Source organism: Maribellus maritimus (assembly GCF_022267315.1).
In the GTDB taxonomy this organism is placed as follows: Bacteria; Bacteroidota; Bacteroidia; order Bacteroidales; family Prolixibacteraceae; genus Draconibacterium; species Draconibacterium maritimum.
On sequence record NZ_JAIKLE010000053.1, the window covers coordinates 1 to 19,184 of the forward strand.

Below are 19,184 nucleotides of genomic sequence, written 5' to 3' on the forward strand. Positions count from 1 at the left end.
ATTTTTCAAAATTTAATGATTTAGCTTTATGAAAATTTGATTGAGTCAGGAAATTTTGTTTTGTAATATTTGGCTGTCAGATTAAATAACTACCGCATTTATTCCGAATGGAAAATCAGCTTGGTCTGCCATTCATTAAACCCGGTCAAAAATATTCGTCGCCCTGCGGAAAAGTTAAGCGCGCCCTGTCGCGGTTTTCTGTTTTAAGTTGTTCATAATAAAATATTATAAGGTGTGCGGGCTATTAGGTGAGCTGGGTTTTTTGTTAGATTTAAATCACCTTTTATTTTGTACACACAGTTAATGTCACAATCCAAAAAGAAACCGGAAATATGTATGGAATACGTGATATGGCAATCAACCGTACTTTGTGTATAAATACAGGATTTGGAGTAAGTGCATTTTCATGTGGTATCTACAAGGATTGAGAGGGAAAAGGACTGGAAAATAATATTGTTTGAAACTGTTGAATATGCTTTCCTGGACGATATTTATCGGTAATTTTTAACTTCCGAGATTTTTTACTTAAAAAACTTGCTTTTGCCTCAGATTAGTGTTGTGGCTAGTTTTTTCTTATTAATTTCAATAAACGACTATATTCAATATTTGCTAAATTCCAGTTATATAGTTTAGGATCAGTCGTATTCGTAAATTGAATAACCACAGCATCAATATCTTTGTGGTATTTGGCGATGCTTTGATATCCGGGAACCCACCCTTTGTGTTCATACTCATAAATTGAGGAATAGATTTCCTGTTCACCATCATCAAACAGTGTTCCATCGTTTAACGCACGCAAAAATATGCCAACATCTTCTGCTGATGCTACCATTCCTCGATTGTCAGTTTTTAAATCCAGTGGATATCCAACATGATAGCCGCTCATCACATCATTTATATTAACATCATTAACTGATTGGAAAGTATTTTTTAGATTCAGTCGGTCTAGAATTTCTTTCTGAATGAACTCAAAACGAGGATATCCCAGAATTTTATTCGTAATTTCGGAAAGCAACAAATAATTCGTATTATTATATTTATACTTTTTACCGGGCTCAAAATCAGCAGGTAAATTAAAAATTAATTCAAGATTTTCTTTGTTGCTTTTTGGCGGAGTTGCCCAATAATTCGGAGTGTCGGTGTAATTAGGTATGCCACTACGATGTTGTACCATCATTCTCAAGGTAATTTTTTCAGCATTTTCAATTTTCCCTTTAAGCTCAGGTAAGTAATCAGCCAACGTTTTATCGAGAGACAAATGTCCGTCGCTAACTAATTTTGTGACAGCGACAGCAGTGTAAAGTTTACTAATACTACCAATTTTAAATAATGCGTGTGGATTAGCGGGTATTTTGTTTTCGCGGTTGTGCAAACCAGCGGAAAAAAACGCGGGTTGCTCGCCAGCTTCGTCAACATAAACAATAATGCCAACAAATCCCAGGTTAATGGCTTCATCTAACTGTTCCTGAATTGAATCAGGCAGCGGCAATATCCAGGCTTTGACCAAAATCCATGGTACAAAAAACAAGGAGATAACCGTTCCTGTAAACAAGAATATTTTAATAATAAGTTTAGCTTTTTTCTTTTTCATAATGAGTGTTTCTTAAAATTAGCCATAACGGCAGTCTGTGCAAAAACTCCATTTTAAAGATTATTTTTTTAAAATTACCATTCCAGGTTTGATTAACCGTTGTTAAACAGGTAAAAATTTTGTTTCACTGCAAATACTTCTGTATTGTTTTTGTAAAACACAGACAAAAAAAGGTCGGAAAAAGGCTTGTTATTAATAGTAAATGCACTGGAAAATAGAAATTGGTATACATAGAATTTTAATTTTGGAAATGTTTATCGGCATTCGATTCTTCTCTCTGCAAAGCAGAACCATTTGTAACTTCAATATGCAATTTCTTCCATTTTTTGTTAAATGTCATCTTTACTCTTTCTGAACGAAGAAAATAAGGCGTCTAAATAAAAGTGTTAGCCACGAATATTATTACAAAAACTAATAATCCCTTGTTGTTATAATGCCCCATGAGCTTGATTTGTATTGAGTTTCGTGTAAGTTATCCGCTAAAAATATTTTAGTTCATACATTTTCTAATGGCCTGGTGTTTTTACTTTTTTCTTTTAGGAGAATAATCATTAGGTTTCGTCACTCTCACAATCAGCTTTTAAGGTTTAAGAAACTCATTTCACAAAAAAACGGAATAAAATAATATTCTTTCCGATAGGGGTATTTTCGAAGGAAGTTGTCCACGCATCGTAAAAACAATTTTATAGTGAACAATTAAAAAAAACTAGTAATGAAAAGAATTTATTTTTTATTGACAACTTTGTTCCTGGCCTTTTTTATAATAAACAAGACACAGGCTCAAAACGAAAGAAGAGCCCAATTTACATTTTTTTATCCCATTGGTTCTTCCGGGCATAATTCAATTGATTACAGCTATAAGTTTTCCTTTAACACCATTTATGGAATCAACGGTGGAGTTAACGGATTTGAATTGGGTTCTGTTGGTAACGTTGTTAAAGGAAGTGTGAACGGTTTTCAACTGGCAGGTGTTTTTAATCTTACCACACAAAACAGTTCCGGGGGAATTATTTCAGGCGTAATAAACAGCAGCAAGGCAATGGAAGGCTTGAGTCTTTCAGGAGTTGCAAATATTGCCAGAGAAGAGGCAAACGGTGCTATAATTTCTGGGGTAATAAACCAGTCTAAAACAATAAAAGGATTACAATTATCAACTATTAACATTGCTTCGGAACAACTAAACGGAGCACAAATAGGAGTCGTAAATTTCACGAAAAAAGGAAAAGGTTTTCAACTGGGCGTTGTTAACGTTGGAGAAAATGACGGGGATTCCATTTTACCACTGGGGGTTATAAATATTTATAAGAATGGGTATTATGCACTGGAACTTTCAACCGACGAAAAGCTATTTACCAATGTTTCGTATAAAATGGGGGTTGAAAAATTATATACCATTTTTCGTATGGGCATTGGTTTCCGAAACAGTACTCAATTCTATAGCCTGGGCGGTGGATTGGGAACATTCTTCAATATTGGAGCAAAAAACAAAATCAATCTGGAAGTACTCAGCATTCAGTTTTTTGAAAATGATTTCAAATACATCGATGATATTCTGAGCCAGGTCAATTTAAGCTATCAGTATGAAATAACAGACCGTTTAGCATTGAAATTTGGCCCTACATTTAATTGTTTTATTGAAGATAAAAACAAGACCAAGAAGAACGATGCCTTTCGTGTACCTTATTCCATTGTTGAAGCAAAAAGCGACAATCATATAACTTCGCTGTGGATAGGGGCAAACGCAGGATTGGTTATTAAACTTTAAAAGGAACAAAATGTTAGTAGCTGCAACAGATATTTCTATTTCTTGATAAATATTTCAAAGTAGAATTATTTATTTTGCAGCTACAATCTTCCTGAATGAGAGCTACCGATACCAAATGGCATACAAAATCTGGTTTTGAAATTTTGTTTAAAAAGCATTATTCAGCATTGTGCGCTTACTGCTATGGTTTTGTTGCTGATTACAGTTTAAGTGAAGACATTGTTCAGGAGGTATTTTCAAGGCTCTGGACAGATAAACGAAAAATAAAAATAGACTCTTCAGTTAAAGCGTATTTATACAGCGCAGTTCGGAATACTGCATTAAACGATATAAAACATCAAAAAGTAAAAAGAGAATACGAAAAGCTAAATAATAACGGGAATAATTACACTGAAAGAAGTATAGAGGACCAAGTGGTTGGAGAAGAATTAAATGCAAAAATTCAATCGGCAATTAATAATTTACCGACCGAGCGCCGCAGAATTTTTCTTATGAGCAGGATGGATGAATTGAAATATAAAGAAATTGCAGAAAAACTGGATATTTCGATAAAAACTGTTGAAAATCAAATGGGAAAAGCACTGGCCAGTTTACGCAAAGATTTATCGGGTGAGTTCCCTTTGGTTTTGTTTAACTTGATTTTTAAAGCACAGAAAATAATGAGTAAACAGAGAAATAACTAAAATGTGAATAATCCGGCGAAACATATCGACGATACTTTATTAACCAAATTTCTTTTGGGAGAAGCTACATTTGCCGAACAGGAAGCTGTTGCTGAATGGATTGAAAGTTCGGAAGAAAACCAGGCATATTTCGAAAGCTTTGCTGCACTTTGGCAAAATAGCACAAGTGATGAAACAAAGCGCGCAAATCCAGACGCAGCATGGGAAAAAATGGAGAAACAAATACACACTCCTACGTATAAAGTTTTACTCCCGTACATCGGAGCAATTGCCGCTATTCTTATTATCGCCTTCTTTATTTTTGTTCCCGAAAAATATAATACAACTACATTTACAGCGAAAAGCATATCACAGAAGCAAATCTTACCTGATGGAACAGAAGTGATTCTCTCCAATAATTCACAACTAGATTATTTTTTCAACACAAAAACAGAGACAAGAACTGCAAAACTGAAAGGGAAAGCATTTTTCCATGTAAAAAGAGACACAACACAAAAATTTATAGTTGAAACCCTTTATGGAAACGTTGAGGTATTGGGGACACAATTTAATGTGGATGTGGTTAAAAACGATGGTGTTTATGTGAATGTTTTATCCGGCATAGTAGAACTCGCCAAAGAAAATGTGAGTTCACTGGTTCTCAGAAAAGGAGAAAGTGGTTTTATCCCCGCTTCCGAAAAACCAATTAGCGGAATAACTCAAAAACCAGCGGAGTTTTTCAACATTAACCAAACACTTATTTTTAACAATATACCACTAAAAGAGGTATTCTTAAATCTGGAACATTGCTATTCGACCCAAATAAATATTGATAAACAAGTGAATGCAAATTCACTTTTTACATCTCAGTTTAAAAATAACAGTATTGATGAAATACTAAATGTAATTACCCAAACTTACGGATTGAAATTTAACGAGTTAAACAACGAATATTATATTACATTAGAAAGTGAGAATTAAGTATTTCCTGCTATTTTTTCTGAGCTTTTTGTTTTTAACCCTGGCAGCAAAAACACAAAATTTGCTGAATATTCGCATTAATCTGAATGTTCAGAATGGGAATATTAGCGAAATACTAAAAGACATAGAACAACAGGGTAATTTCTTTTTTGCCTATAATCCCGACAATATTAACGAAAGTAGAAAAGTATCACTTTCTGTCCAAAACATAAAAGTTGAAGATGCTTTAAAAAAATTATTTCAAAATCAGGTTACTTTCCGCCAGGTAGAAAATCACATCATTATAAATGAAGTTTCAAAAAGCAGCACTCAAAGTAACTTTCAAATTTCCGGACGAATTGCTGATGACACGAATGCTCCGCTGGATTCTGTAATTGTTTACGATCCCGAAAATGAACAACTTGTCATTAGCCAGGGAGATGGTTCATTTTCGTTTGATTTTAATACCAACAACAAAAATATTGGGCTTTATGTCAGCCGCCCGTTTTATAATGATACTGTAATTTATGTTGGCTCCGGATCGCAAAATATTCAGCTTAGCCTGTACAAAAGAGAATCGCCTTTTGCCATGATTCCAAAAGGCACTGAGGCGGCAGAATTCCGACTAAAAGAAAAGAAATTTGAAAGCTTGTCGCTGGTACGAAAGTTTGTCCCATCAGAAGCCATTTATGCATCTCATTTAAACACTGAAAAAGTAATGCCGGTGCAACTTTCTTTTTTGCCAAAAGTAGGAACCAACTCTTTTGTAAAAGGACTGCGCGTAAACAACGTTTCGCTAAATATGTTGGCAGGCTATTCCAAAGGACTAAAAGGTGCCGAATTTGGAGGAATAGCTAATATTATTCAAAAAGAAGCGAAGGGATTTCAGGCGGCAGGTGTTGCCAACATTGTTTTGGGAGATGTACACGGAATACAATTCTCGGGAGTTTATACAAACGATTTCAGTAATGTTTCCGGGTTTCAAGTAAGTGGGGTATACAATACTCTCCAGGGAAACATCCGCGGCGGGCAAATTAGTGGCGTATTTAATATGGCTTATAAAAACATAAACGGGACACAAACAGGAGGTGTTTTAAACATTGCCAAAGAAAAATTGGTCGGGGCACAAATCAGTGGAGTGCTGAATATGAATTATGATGAAGTTTCAGGCGCTCAAATCGCAGGATTGGCAAATATCTCCGAAAATACAGTAAAAGGATTACAGTTGGCAGGTGCATACAACGAGAGTGTTTCAACAAACGGGGCACAAATTTCCGGGACAATAAACCAGAATAAGGCAGATTTGAAAGGGGTGCAAATAACGGCATTAATGAATAAAACAAAAACGCTGCATGGCCTTCAATTCGGACTTATAAATGTTGCTGACACCATACATTCCGGGTTCCAGATAGGATTGATAAATATTGTAAAGCATGGAAATTATTCCCTTGATTTTCTACATTCTGAAAGCTTTCCGGTAGAAGTTAATTTAAAAACCGGAAACCCTAAATTTTATTCCATTATAAATGTAGTTGCAGGCAACGAAAAGATTGGTTTTGGCTATGGTTTTGGAAGGAACTTCGCAATTAAAAATAAAATAGGAATTAGCTCTGATATCATTAGTACTTCAATCAACGACTCCCAAAAATTTACTTTCCAAGGAACAAAATTGAGCATGCGAATGGCTTTAAACTACCAATTATTTAACCACCTGAAACTGACAGGCGGTGTTTCAGGAAATTACTTTATTCCCGAAGATATTAATGACACAACGGCAAAAGAACTTAGTGAAAGCAACAACTACATTAACAAGGCGTTACAAAACGGGAAAAATAATTTTTGGGCCGGATGGTTTCTGGGCATACAACTATCAAATCAGCATTGATATTATTAAAATACAATTGGCTAAGATTGAGAAAAGGAAAGATTGAATCTTTTTATAAACCTTAAGGAGGCAATTGACACTAATTACTTTAGTCGAACTCAACAGGATACGAAGTCATATTTTTGCCAGCCTCTTTATTTTTTGCTAACCGTTTTATTTCTGCAGCACTCAGTGTGGATGCATCATCTTAGTGGAAACTGCCACCCGGTTTAAAAAGTTCATATGATTAATGGCAATGATAATTTGTGCCGTTTCATTTTCGCTGAAGTATTTGCGAATCGTCTCAAAAGTTTTGTCAGAAACTCCATCTTTGCTTATTTCTGTAATTTCTTCCGTTAATTTTAAAACTGCTTGTTCTTTATTCGAAAACAAGGGGCTTTCCTTCCAAGCCGGCAAAGCAAATATTCTCCGTTCTGATTCCCCAAACTTAATGGCATCTTTTGTATGTAAATCGATGCAGAAAGCGCATTTGTTGATTTGGGAAGCTCTGATTTTGATGAGCTCCCTTAGTTTCTTATCTAAGCTGGTTTTAGCTAAATAATTTTCGATAGCTATTACTAACTTCCAACACTCCGGTTCCAATGTTTTGATATTAATTCGTTGTTGATGTTTTGATGTTAAAGACATAATGTTTGAATTTTGTATTGATAAATCCTTTTCTTTTGTATAGTCGCTGTGCTTTTTTATTGTCGTTTCCTGTTAAAAGCCACACTTGTTTTCGTTGTCCTTTTTCCGAAAATTTCAAAACAGTATCTACTAATTGGGATGCGACGCCTTTTCCCCGAAAAGATTTCAGAACAAAAAGGTCGTTCAGTACCCAAATTTCACTCAATTTTATTGTTGAAAATGATGGAAATAATTGTACATATCCAACTAGTTTATTGTTTTCTTCAGCAACAAAAATCACACTGTCCCGATTATTAATTCTGCTTTTAATAAAAGTTTGTAACTCTTCCGGCTTGGATTCTTGCTGGTAAAAAGTCCGGAGTTCCATCATTAGCCGGGTTAACTCTTTTATATCAGACAGTTCTGCTTTTCGAATAATCATCATTTTGAACTGCGTATTATTGATGAAGATTTTTCATTTGGCAGTTTTCTTAATTATTAAACACCTCTGCCAATTTATTTCTCAGGTTTTCGGCCCTTAACCCTTTGGCAACAATTTTTCCTTCTTTATTGACTAACACGGTATAAGGAATTCCTTCAATACCATATTTTGCAACTAAGGGAGAGTTCCAGCCTTTTAAGTCAGAAAGTTGTGCCCAGGTAATGTGGTCTTCTTTGATGGCTCTTTGCCAGGCTTCTTTATTTACATCCAGAGAAATGCCTACGATTTCCAATCCTTTTGAATGATATTGATTGTAAATTTTAATCATGTTGTCATTCTCGTGCCGGCAGGGGCCACACCACGAAGCCCAAAAATCAAGAAGCAAATATTCCTGGTCTTCCGCCAACTCCGAAATTGCAATTTCTTTGCCCTTTACATCTGCCAGTCGAATGTCGATAAATGAATTCCCCAGAGCTGTTTTTTCTTGAGCTGTAATTTGTTTTTTTAGCGATTTCCCGATTGAAGAATTTTTGATTTCGCCATCAAAATTGCTGTACACTGATTGCACAAAAGGCATTTCCAAATCGGTTTTCGACATCCTTAAAATGTAAGCTGTCGCCAAAGAATTTGGGTGTTCTGTGATAAATGCTTTTTGGCATTTCACCATTTCCTGAATAATGGTATCCATCTGAGCTCTTTTGCGGGTTAGAAAACCAGGGGTGTCTTTTTGCAGATTTCGTGCTTTTACAATCTCGTCGCGCACCTTTTGTAACTCTTGCCGGAACGGAGCAAATTGCGCGTTAAATGTTGCTAACTGATCATTTAAAGGAGAACCACTTATTATGGGAGTACCTGTTTGGGGCGAAAACCGAATTTTAGTAGTAGTATTTTCCAGAAAGAGATAAACCGATTTATCGTTGTCAAACCGTAAAACCACGTAGTCAGGATGCATTATCGAACCTTTCATCCTGAATTGGTTATTCTTAACAGATGAATGGGCGATAATTGTGCTGTCGTTCAGATCCTCATCAAGAAATCTTAATTGTACATTTTGCGTTTCCCATTCAGCAGGGAACGTACCTTCAATAATTAAATGCTCCTTTTGTTTGCAGGCCGATATAATGATTAGTATTAAAAGCAGGATATTTGCACTTTTCATCTTTGAATGATTTAAATGATTACTTCGTGCAAAACTATATCGCCGGGAATTCAAAAAACTTAAGTTGGTTTAAGAAATATATTTCCTACGGATTTCACTCATATATTCAGGAGTAAAACCCAAAAATGAAGCAATCAGATACTGAGGAACCCGTTGAATAAAATCCGGGAAATTATCACGGAAGTGCAGATATAATTCTTCGCGGGAAAGCTCATAAAGCAACTTTATGCGATACTGAGAAGCAGCATACGCTCGTTGAAATACCAAATGAAAATAACGTTCCAGTTCAGGAATAAATTCTAAAAGTTTATTTTGTGCAGACTTATTTAAAATTAGTATTTCAGAGGGCTCTATCGTTCGAATAGAAAATTTTGATGGTGTTTTATTGGCAAACGCATTAAAATCTGTTGTCCACCAGTTTTCCAATGCAAAATCGATGGTTTGTTCTGTTCCGTTTTTTTTCATATAGAATATTTGCAGACATCCTTTATTTACAAAAAATAAATCGCGACAGATTTCTCCTTCTTCTAAAATCAGTTTTTTCTTTGGTAGTTCTTTTATTTCAAAATAGTTACCAATAGAGGTTAGTTGAATATTTTTAATATTTATGAAATTAGCAATATGGTCTTTCAGGTTTTCAATCATCTATTTTGTTAGTTGTACTACCAATATTTGTTGGATTAAAAAAGCCAATTATCAATATACCAACAAACTGTAAGACCTTATGTTTTGCTAATGAATTGTTTAACTTTTACCCGATTGGTAATGAAATTCGAATGTGCTTAGAGCCAGTTCAGAATCAACTCCTAATTACCTGAACAAAGCCAAAGATATGAATAACACAATGGTTGGTTATATGATGTTTGTTTATGGAATAGTCGGGGTTATGGCTAATTGGGCCGCCGGGAAAATGTTGAATAAAAGTGTAACGAAAACAACCGCCGGATTTTTTTCCGGTACAGTTCAAATACCCATATTACTGCATTTCTCCGGGAAAAATTTTATAGCTACAGTTATTGTAATAGGTCTGTGGGGATTTTTGTATTTACCAAGTTTTTTTAAATGTTTCTACTTATATGATTTAGCCTGTGCCCAAGTCACTGGAATTTGCTAACAGCCTTGCCATATCATTCGGTAATCTAGGTATTTTTTGGAGAACCACTGTTGGAGGATGGCTTATAGCTGCAAAAAGTGTTGCATACACTTCCTGGTTAACTTTATTATTTGGAATCCTGGCCTTGCCGATGATTGGCTTAAGGAGTTTTTTGGAGAATAAAACTAAATCCAGAGAAATAAGAGCATAATTTATATACTTTAAATTAATTCTTCTTAATTGATGATTCTTTATCTTCCTTAGCTGTTCTTTCAAAAAACAGTTTGATTTCTTATCTGGTAGTTTACTTTGTTTAGTAAGTTTGTATAACTTATTGACTACTCACTTTTTTAAGTTTCTATTTTCTGACTATAAAGAACAGAGCTAAACAGTCTTCAGTAAAATCATCAATGAAATAGTCTGTTGAAGTAATAGAATCTGTCAGTTTTCTGTTGTTATTCAACAGCAAAAGCCTGTTTATCCGGTTCATCAAATCATAAGGGATTTTTAATACCCAGCGTGGTAATATTTGGTTTAGCTTCAAAACATCAATCTTCAAAATTTGATCAACCGACAATTTATTTTTTTCATAATATAACATTGCATTTTCACTGCCGTGAACACCTTTCATTCGAATCTCTGAGAAATTTTGAGATAGGAGCTTAAAAAACTCATTCCCGGAATATTCTTTAATATGCCAGGGATTTCGAGTGAGTGACTTTTTTTTGTTAGGCGTTGAAATAATTAGTTTTCCATTCACCTTAAGTACCCGGTGTATCTCATTTAATAAAAATTCGCTGTTCTCAATATGTTCAATTACTTGAAAACAGATGACATAATCAAAATAATTATCGGGCATGTTTGTTAAAGGAGGCACTTTGTTTTTTATAAATCGGGTATTTATATACTTTTTGTAATCAATCGGGATATAATGTTTATCCAATGTCCAGAATTCTTTTGATTTGGGCGCTATTTCTTCAATACCATAACCGCTTCCGGTTCCTATTTCCAGCACATTCCCAGAAATTATTTTGGCTGCTGTTTTATAAGCCAGCAACGAACGCTGAAAAACAAAATTATCCGATGGACTTAGAGAAACTCTTTCGGCAGTTTGAACAACACTAATACTAATCACGACAAAATATATTTAATGTTTCTATACTCTTAAATTTTTTCGATGGGCCAAACGATGACCGCTGCATTGAGCTTTTGTGTGCTATTAAGATCGCATAGCGGAATTATGTTGCACTATTTTTTTTAAAAAATACCTTACAAAACCCGTAAAAAAGAAAATTTATGATAAGAATGGAAAAGTAAATAATTGATTGGCAGGGAATATCTATCGCTTTTGAAAGTGATAGTTTAACGTAATATTTGCGCCATAAGATTGCTTATAAATTGCCATATCCTGAACAGAAGCAAATTTTTTTAACGGATACTTATAATAGGCTCCAGCCCCAATCCAAACTCCTTCTGAAAGTTTGAAACTGGCAGTTAGTCCGCCATAAAGAGCCAGTTTGTAAGAAGTGAAATTCATAACATTTTCAACCACATCCAAAGTCCCCGAATCGGTATATGTTTGTCCATTTGAATGTAAATGGAATTGATTAATGGCACCCAGTTGAAGGCGAAAGTCAGTTGCAGGATATTTCCAATGATAACCCAAAACTAACAGAATCTCTAATTGAACATGATTGCTTTTTGGATTAAAAGCGCTAAGCGAATCCAAGGTTGGGGCATCCAGGATTCGGTTGTTTATATTTTCCCTGTATTGACTTATACCAATTCCTGTAGTAAACGATACTTGAAAAACATGGTAATTTAAGCGAATTCCATATTTGATACCCACCAAATCGCTAGTATTGATCTTTATTGAATCAATTTGTGGAGTATTGAAGTTATATTTATAACTGGTTTGTTGAAGCACCGGACCGGTAACCAGCTCGACACTAAAAGTTCCCCTTAAAAAAGATTTTGTATCGAGTTTGCTTCCTTTAGACGCAAAAGTTAGTCTTTGCGATTGATACCGCATTTTTCTTTGGGCATTTTGAATGCTGCGTTCAGTCCGCTCGTTTTTTATTTTTTCTTTTTTTACAGGCGCTGTTTCCACGTGAATTGTTTTTTTCTGAATTTGCATCCCAGCAGATTGTCCTCTGCGAGTTTCTTTTTTTAGTCTCGTAAAATCAGCATCAAGTATAGGCAGTTTTTCAGGAGGAACGACTCTGTTGATATAAATGGTGTCGTAAACCCAGACCGTATCGTAACAACGATAGTATCATAAACCCATACGGTATCATTTGCAGCATAACAACCGTTGTTTCCGCTGATATTACCTAGCCTGAAAAAGGCAAGAGAAATAACAAATAGTACGAACAATCTGGGTAAGGTAGAGGATAATAATTTTAAGGTTTTCCTATGCATTTTTTATAAAGTAGTAGAAATCAGATGGAATCGTTTTTTGCGGTTTGACTCTCCAGAATGACTTGCTTTTTTTTAATTACCTTTTTACGTACCCAAACTTTTTTCGATTGAATAACTGTCTTGTCATTTTCTTTTTGTGTATTGTCAACATTTGAAATATTTGTGGATTCATACGAACTGATTTCGTTAGTTTCAGCCGAAATATCTCCCGGAGTTGTGCTAGTCTGGTCTGTGGAAACCGGATACTGGGAAAAATCACTCTGTTCAGAAAAATCTGGGAGCGGCAGTGTTTCAGTATTTTGGCTCTGGCAAAAAAATATCAGCAGCGAAATTCCTGTAATTCCAATAACGTAACTAAATATCCACAGCATTTTTTTTCCGGCAAAGAACATCAGCTTTCCACTGATTTTGCCAATTATTTTATCACTTCCTGATAAGGGAATTTTCAAAGGATGACCAGGCGTAACGTTGTAGTCTTTCAGTTTATCAACAACCAGGGTATCGATATATTCCAATTTCTCGTTCAAAACAAGCAATATTGATGTGAAATACACTTTTTCTTTGTTCTTCGACTTCCCATCTTTTTCAACTAACTCATATATTTTTTTTTGAATCAAACTTCTGGCTCTTAGTAATTGCGACCGTGATGTGCCTTCTGAAATACCAAGTTCTTTGGCAATTTCTTTATGCCTGAAATTTTCAATGGCATAAAGATTAAAAATGGTCCGGTATCCAAGGGGTAACTCTCTGATTATCTTTAAAATGTCATCTTGCGAAACATTTGATTTCAGAACTCGCTCTTTGATATCAGACGAATTGTTTCTTTCAAAAGAATCGAAACTTGTTTCTCTAACTTCATCTATATTATAAGTTATATTTTCTTTTCGAAGGTGCTTTAAAGCAGTATTTACAACAACTTTTCTCATCCACCCTTCCAATGCAGCATTTTCTTTTAGTTGTGCGATTTTAGAAAAAATAGTAATAAAACTCTCATGCAAAATATCTTCTCCCTGTGCCCGACCACCAAGATACCGCACGCAAACACCCAGCAATACAGGAGCATAACGTTTGTATAGCCACTCCCTTGCCTGAACATCGCCACTCTTACAGTTTTCTATTAGCTGATAATTATCTGCCTTCATTTTTTATTATGATTCAAAAACACCGAAAACGTTGCATGGAGTTTTTTAAAATATCACATTATTTAAAAATAAGATGGTTGTTTATAACAATTTATCTATTAGAATAAGAATCAAAAAGAAGGACTAATAATCATCACTTTAAAAAATAAACTACCGAAAAAGTCATTCCATGGTTATACAGCCTCGCTTTACCTCCACTATTGCCATATTCATCAGTAAACGTTAAATCCTTTATTGTTGAAATAAAACCCCTGTTATATCTTAATTCAAGAGCTAAGTTGTCAATAATGTGATAAGAAACTCCGGCAACAACTCCTAAATCAATTTTACTATCATAAATTGATTTTACATCGGAAGAATTACTTCCATTTTTTGATTTCGCTGCTATTCGGAATGAACCTTCGGGGCCAAACAAAGCTGAAAATTGTTCGAAAGGCGAAAATTCAAAAACAACAGGTAAAACTAAATAGCTAAGGTTGATTCGGTTATCAGGATAAATTGAGGAGCTCAGTTTTGTTCCTTTCAAAGTATAACCCGGTTCATATCTAATCCATAATTTATCGCTAAGTTGAGATTTAAGGATTGCATTAAAATGCATTCCTATCTTGTAATCAGAATCTCCCCCGGGAATATTATTCATGACGAGGCCTGTATAATTTATACCTGAGCCAATTCCGTAGTTGAAATTTTGTGAATATCCCTGAAAAAGAAAAAAGGTCATTAGAAAAAGAATCAATATTTTTTTCATAACATATGCTTAATTTGTTGTTTCGATTAACGACAATTTGTTCTAAATATTGCAGTAAAAATTATTGTCATATCTTCAGGAGCTTCCCGATTTTTAATTGACCGTTATTAGAACGAAAAAATAAGAGACTACAGGGAGTGTGATGGCTTCATAGCAACTCTTCTTTCACTCGCTATTTGAAAGAATCACAGTAAATAAAATTAAAGAAGTGTTGGAATTCATTTCGGTGCCAGGCCCCTGAAAAGCAATCTTAATTGTTGGTTGTTTTTGCATTTTGTAACAAAATGCGGGTCAATTTTCCCATTTTTATTTAAACAAAGTGGCCTAACTTGATTGTTTTGTCAAAATAACGTTATTTGTGTATTTAATTATAAGTATTGTAAATGAGGCTTTTAAGGTTTATAGGATATCAATACGTACACCGGGAGCTTTTATTGGTTGGAGTTATTCAGTTTTTCATTCCATTTTTTGCATTTTCCCTAAATTCAGAAATTAGTTTCGATATTTTTTTCCAGGAAAATGGGTTGCCCAATAACCAGATTCAGTGTATTTATCAAGATAGTAAAGGGTGGCTGTGGATAGGTACAAGTCAGGGGCTGAGCAGATTCGACGGATATAACTTTGAAAATTTTATACCTAATTCTGATGACACAAATAGTTTGAATGGCAACCTGGTTCGGGTAATAACCGAAGATAAAGACGGGAATTTGCTGGTTGGAACTGAACACGGAGGATTAAATATTTTCGATCGGGAAAAAGAACGGTTTTCCCAGTCATATAAAGCTTATGAGAAACTTATTGACAGAGACGTTTCTGTAAATGCAATCGAAAAAGATCGATATGGGAATACATGGATAGGAACTGAATTTAATATTTTTGTTATTGACACAGCCGGATTACTGTCTGCTGTAAGTCCAAAATATTCTGATTCCGGGAAAATTTTTGAACAGAACTTTATTCGTAATTTACGTTTTGACAAAAACGAGACATTGTGGATTGGTACCAATAACGGTATTTTTTTTTATAATCCTTCTACCAATTTGATTGAACCTTTTGAACTTCCCTTTGGCGAAAATCAGAACAAGCAAATAGAGGAAATTTATGTTGACGAAGAAGGTTTTATTTGGATCGGGACCTACTCATCCGGTGCTTTTTTAATAGATGCGGAATCAAAAAAATTAACAAAAATAGAACTTAGTCCGAATGTTGAGCGATCAGAATTGGTGCGTGCCATAACAAAAGGAGCTTATGATGAATACTGGATTGGCACCCGTGCTGGCCTTTACGTTTATTCTAAAAGCCGCGGAGTTACCAGTTTTTACAGACACGATGAACGAAACCCAACCAGTTTGTCAAATAACTCAGTTCAATATGTTTTTTGTGATACACAGGGAGAAACATGGATTGGAACACGAAAAGGATTAAACCTGCTTGCGAAAAGCAAGCAGGTCTTTCATAGTTTTACGGCTTTCCCCGGAGATAAGCATTACCTTAACAGTAGTAGCGTTTATGCATTGTGGATTGATGAAGATGAAAATATATGGGTTGGTACCGAAGATGGAGGAATTAATATATATAATCCTGAAACAGGAACTTATGAGTATTTGAAACACGAGAAGGGAAACAGCAACTCAATCTCGCAAAATTGTATTAAAGCATTTGAAGCAGATGGGAAAGGTAACCTATGGGTTGGTACTTTTCTCGGTGGTGTAGATGTTGTTAACTTGGAAACAGGGAAAATCTCTCATTTTAAACATAATCCTGATATTCCCGGAACAATATCGAGTGATGAAGTTTGGGATATTTGTCTTGACGAAAATGGTGAAATATGGGTTGCGTCATCGGGGGGAGTCGATAAATATTTAGAAGCATCGAATTCTTTTCTTCATTACCCGCAAATAAACGGTGATGAGTCAGTTTTCTGGGTAGAAATCGATTCAAATGATAATATGTGGTTCGGTAGTTTAAACGAGGTTATTATATATAATCCTACAGAAAATACAATTAAGCGGTATTTCGAACGCTCAAGATCCATGTATGAAGATTCAAAAAATAGAATATGGATCGCGACGCGAGGAAAAGGCATTGCAATATACACCGCCGCCAAAGGACCTTTAACATATTTAAATGAAACGAACGGATTGCCCAATAACGAAGCGTTATGTATAGAAGAAGATAGTAAAAATAATTTATGGATTAGTACGACAAACGGATTATCGAAATTCGACCCGGAAAAAGGTTTTTTCAGAAATTTTACCAGTAAGGACGGTTTGACTAACAATCAATTTTGCTACCAGTCTTCATTTAAAAATAAATCAGGTGAGCTGCTTTTTGGTTCGGTATCAGGCTTTAATATTTTTAATCCAGCTGAAATTGAGTCAGAAGATCCAGATATTCCCTTGGTATTCACTGATTTTAAAATATTTAACAAATCCGTCCCAATTAGCGATGAAAAAGACGCTGTACTTGAAAAAAGTATATCCGAAACTGAACATCTGGTTTTAAACTACAATCAGGATGTGTTTACGCTTGAATTTGCAGCTTTAAATTACGTAGCTGTTGATAAGAATCTTTATACATATAAATTGGAAGGATTTAACGCAGACTGGAACGAGCCAAGTAAAATACGCTCGGCTACCTATACCAATTTAAATCCCGGGGATTATGTTTTAAGAATAAAACGGTTTCTGCCTGGTATAGGAAAAGAAACAAATGAATTGCAGTTAAAAATCACTGTTTTACCTCCTTATTGGAAGACATCATGGTTTTTGGGCATACTTATGGTACTTACTGTTTCATTGATTTATATTATTATACAGTTTTTTTTAAATCGTGAAAAGATAAAGCATCAACTTGTTTTGGAAAAGGTAAATGCACGTAAACTGCATGAGATAGATATGATGAAATTAAAATTCTTCACTAATATCTCGCACGAAGTAAGAACACCGCTAACGTTGATATTGGGCCCGCTTAATAAATTAATCCAGCAAGATTATTCCAAAGAAGAAGTAAAGGAGAACCTATATCTGATGCTTCGCAATGCTGAGAAACTGGATAAATTAATTAGTCAGCTTCTTGATTTCAGAAAGCTCCAAACAGGAAAGTTAAAGCTGAATTTAACCGAAGCTGATATTGTAGATTTTACGAGAAAAATAGTTAATTCCTTTAATAAATTTGCTGAAGAAAAAGAAGTTACGTTAAAATTCAATACCCTTAAAAAAAGCTTAAATGCAGCTTTTGATCCGGATAAAGTTGAAAAAATACTGGATAACCTTCTTTCCAATGCATTTAAGTACACTGCACAGGGTGGTGCAATTACGGTAAATCTGTCACTGGTTTTCGATTCAAATAATAATGATTTTAATGAAACAGAAAAAGAAAAACAATTTATAGAGATTACAGTAAAAGACACAGGAAAGGGGATTCCTGAAAACAACCTTAATAAGATTTTTCAACGTTTTTTTCAATCTAATGCTGAAGATGAAAATCATGGTTTTGGAATAGGCCTGGCATTAGTAAAAGAACTGGTTGATATACACAAAGGAGACGTTTTTGTAAACAGTAAACAAGGTAAAGGAACAAAATTTACGATAAGGATACCTTATTATTCCAGCATACAGGAAAGACCAATAGACGTCAGAAACGAGACAAATGAAGATCTACATCTTACCGAACCTTTTTTTGAAACTGAGGGGGATGGAATTAGTACGTTAAATTCCAAGATCATGCTAATTGTTGAAGACAATGCAGATGTTAGGAAATTTATATCCGGGCACTTTATCTCTACCTATAAAATTATTGAAGCAAAGGATGGAGAGGAAGGGTGGCAAATGGCTTTGGAAATTGTTCCCGACATCATTATAAGCGATATTTTAATGCCTGTTTCTGACGGTTATGAGCTTTGCAAACGACTTAAAAATGATGAACGAACTTCGCATATACCTGTGCTGATGCTAACTGCATTACACTCAAGGGAAAATGAAATAAAAGGATTAACAACCGGGGCAGATGATTTTATTACAAAGCCTTTTGATTTATCTGTTTTGCAGGCAAAGGTTGAAAATGTACTTTCGATTCGTGAATCACTGAAGCAAAAATTTATGCGAACTGTTTTTCTTGAACCCAGAAATGTTGAAATATCATCTCCTGATGAACGTTTTCTTCAAAAAGCAATTGATTTAATTGAGTCTAATATTTCAAACAGTGATTTAGATATTGAGAGTTTTGCCAAATTGATAGGTGTCAGTAGAATGCAGTTGTACCGTAAAATACATGCCTTGACCGATATGACGGTAAAAGAATTTATTCGTAATATAAGGCTAAAAAGAGCTGCTCAACTTTTAGTTCAGAACAAAATAAATGTTTCGGAAGTGGCTTATGGTGTCGGCTTTAAAGATTTGTCACATTTCCGGAAGTGTTTCAAACGTGAGTATGGAATGAGTGCTTCTGAATATATAATTAGAAACAAGCAATCAGGTTCGGAAAATATCCTGAAAGAAGTTTGATACACTCAGTCTGCTAACCCTTCGTTCCATCTTTCCCTAGAAAAAACAAGCACTATGTAAAAATCCCGCATTTTGGGAAGAATTGCCCTTTATGGGAAATATAAACTTGCTATTTGGGACGATTTAAATGTATCGAATTTTTAGGTTGTTTTAAATTGGAACGACCAAACTTAAACTATAACTTATGAACGATTTCCGGCACAAA

General features: G+C 34.8%; 15 protein-coding genes. 5 read left to right on the forward strand and 10 right to left on the reverse strand.

The genetic code is table 11. The features are described 5' to 3' along the window. Positions 1-562 precede the first annotated feature (562 nt). The gene (locus K5G00_RS26595) at positions 563-1,591 is read right to left on the reverse strand and encodes a serine hydrolase domain-containing protein (protein WP_238769529.1); all 1,029 of its coding nucleotides are present in this window, start codon (positions 1,589-1,591) and stop codon (positions 563-565) included. Positions 1,592-2,303: 712 nt separating this feature from the next. On the opposite strand from K5G00_RS26595, the gene K5G00_RS26600 reads away from it, so the two are divergent. The 4 genes from K5G00_RS26600 (at position 2,304) to K5G00_RS26615 (ending at position 6,863) form a co-directional block, all read left to right on the forward strand. After that, the gene (locus K5G00_RS26600) at positions 2,304-3,356 is read left to right on the forward strand and encodes an LA_2272 family surface repeat-containing protein (protein ID WP_238769530.1); all 1,053 of its coding nucleotides are present in this window, start codon (positions 2,304-2,306) and stop codon (positions 3,354-3,356) included. Between the two features lie 95 nt (positions 3,357-3,451). Beyond that, the gene (locus K5G00_RS26605; RefSeq protein WP_238769531.1) at positions 3,452-4,039 is read left to right on the forward strand and encodes an RNA polymerase sigma-70 factor; all 588 of its coding nucleotides are present in this window, start codon (positions 3,452-3,454) and stop codon (positions 4,037-4,039) included. Positions 4,040-4,042: 3 nt separating this feature from the next. Then, positions 4,043-4,999 (forward strand): FecR family protein, encoded by a 957-nt coding sequence (locus K5G00_RS26610; protein WP_238769532.1) that lies wholly within the window; start codon positions 4,043-4,045, stop codon positions 4,997-4,999. 61 nt (positions 5,000-5,060) lie between these two features. Further along, positions 5,061-6,863, forward strand: coding sequence for an STN domain-containing protein (locus tag K5G00_RS26615; protein WP_238769533.1), 1,803 nt, complete (start codon positions 5,061-5,063; stop codon positions 6,861-6,863). A 168-nt stretch (positions 6,864-7,031) separates the two neighbouring features. Here the strand turns inward: K5G00_RS26615 and K5G00_RS26620 are convergent, their stop codons facing one another. The 9 genes from K5G00_RS26620 to K5G00_RS26660 form a co-directional block, all read right to left on the reverse strand. After that, the gene (locus K5G00_RS26620; protein WP_238769534.1) at positions 7,032-7,490 is read right to left on the reverse strand and encodes a carboxymuconolactone decarboxylase family protein; all 459 of its coding nucleotides are present in this window, start codon (positions 7,488-7,490) and stop codon (positions 7,032-7,034) included. After that, complete coding sequence (locus K5G00_RS26625) at positions 7,456-7,914, reverse strand: GNAT family N-acetyltransferase (protein WP_238769535.1); 459 nt, start codon at positions 7,912-7,914, stop codon at positions 7,456-7,458. Before K5G00_RS26625 ends, K5G00_RS26620 begins: the two co-directional genes overlap by 35 nt. A gap of 46 nt (positions 7,915-7,960) precedes the next feature. Further along, entirely contained in the window at positions 7,961-9,070 is a 1,110-nt protein-coding gene (locus K5G00_RS26630) for a TlpA disulfide reductase family protein (RefSeq protein WP_238769536.1), read from the reverse strand. 69 nt (positions 9,071-9,139) lie between these two features. After that, a complete protein-coding gene (locus K5G00_RS26635) occupies positions 9,140-9,715 on the reverse strand; it encodes a Crp/Fnr family transcriptional regulator (protein ID WP_238769537.1) in 576 nt (191 codons plus the stop codon). Between the two features lie 436 nt (positions 9,716-10,151). Next, entirely contained in the window at positions 10,152-10,439 is a 288-nt protein-coding gene (locus K5G00_RS26640) for a hypothetical protein (protein ID WP_238769538.1), read from the reverse strand. A gap of 82 nt (positions 10,440-10,521) precedes the next feature. Beyond that, a complete protein-coding gene (locus tag K5G00_RS26645) occupies positions 10,522-11,298 on the reverse strand; it encodes a class I SAM-dependent methyltransferase (protein ID WP_238769539.1) in 777 nt (258 codons plus the stop codon). Positions 11,299-11,502: 204 nt separating this feature from the next. Next, positions 11,503-12,300 (reverse strand): hypothetical protein, encoded by a 798-nt coding sequence (locus K5G00_RS26650; RefSeq protein WP_238769540.1) that lies wholly within the window; start codon positions 12,298-12,300, stop codon positions 11,503-11,505. A 304-nt stretch (positions 12,301-12,604) separates the two neighbouring features. After that, positions 12,605-13,726 carry an RNA polymerase sigma factor gene (locus K5G00_RS26655; protein ID WP_238769541.1) on the reverse strand — a complete coding sequence of 374 codons (1,122 nt, stop codon included), beginning with the start codon at positions 13,724-13,726 and terminating at the stop codon, positions 12,605-12,607. 133 nt (positions 13,727-13,859) lie between these two features. Then, a complete protein-coding gene (locus tag K5G00_RS26660) occupies positions 13,860-14,474 on the reverse strand; it encodes a porin family protein (protein WP_238769542.1) in 615 nt (204 codons plus the stop codon). Between the two features lie 383 nt (positions 14,475-14,857). On the opposite strand from K5G00_RS26660, the gene K5G00_RS26665 reads away from it, so the two are divergent. After that, positions 14,858-18,979 (forward strand): hybrid sensor histidine kinase/response regulator transcription factor, encoded by a 4,122-nt coding sequence (locus tag K5G00_RS26665; protein WP_238769543.1) that lies wholly within the window; start codon positions 14,858-14,860, stop codon positions 18,977-18,979. The last annotated feature ends 205 nt before the right edge of the window (positions 18,980-19,184 follow it).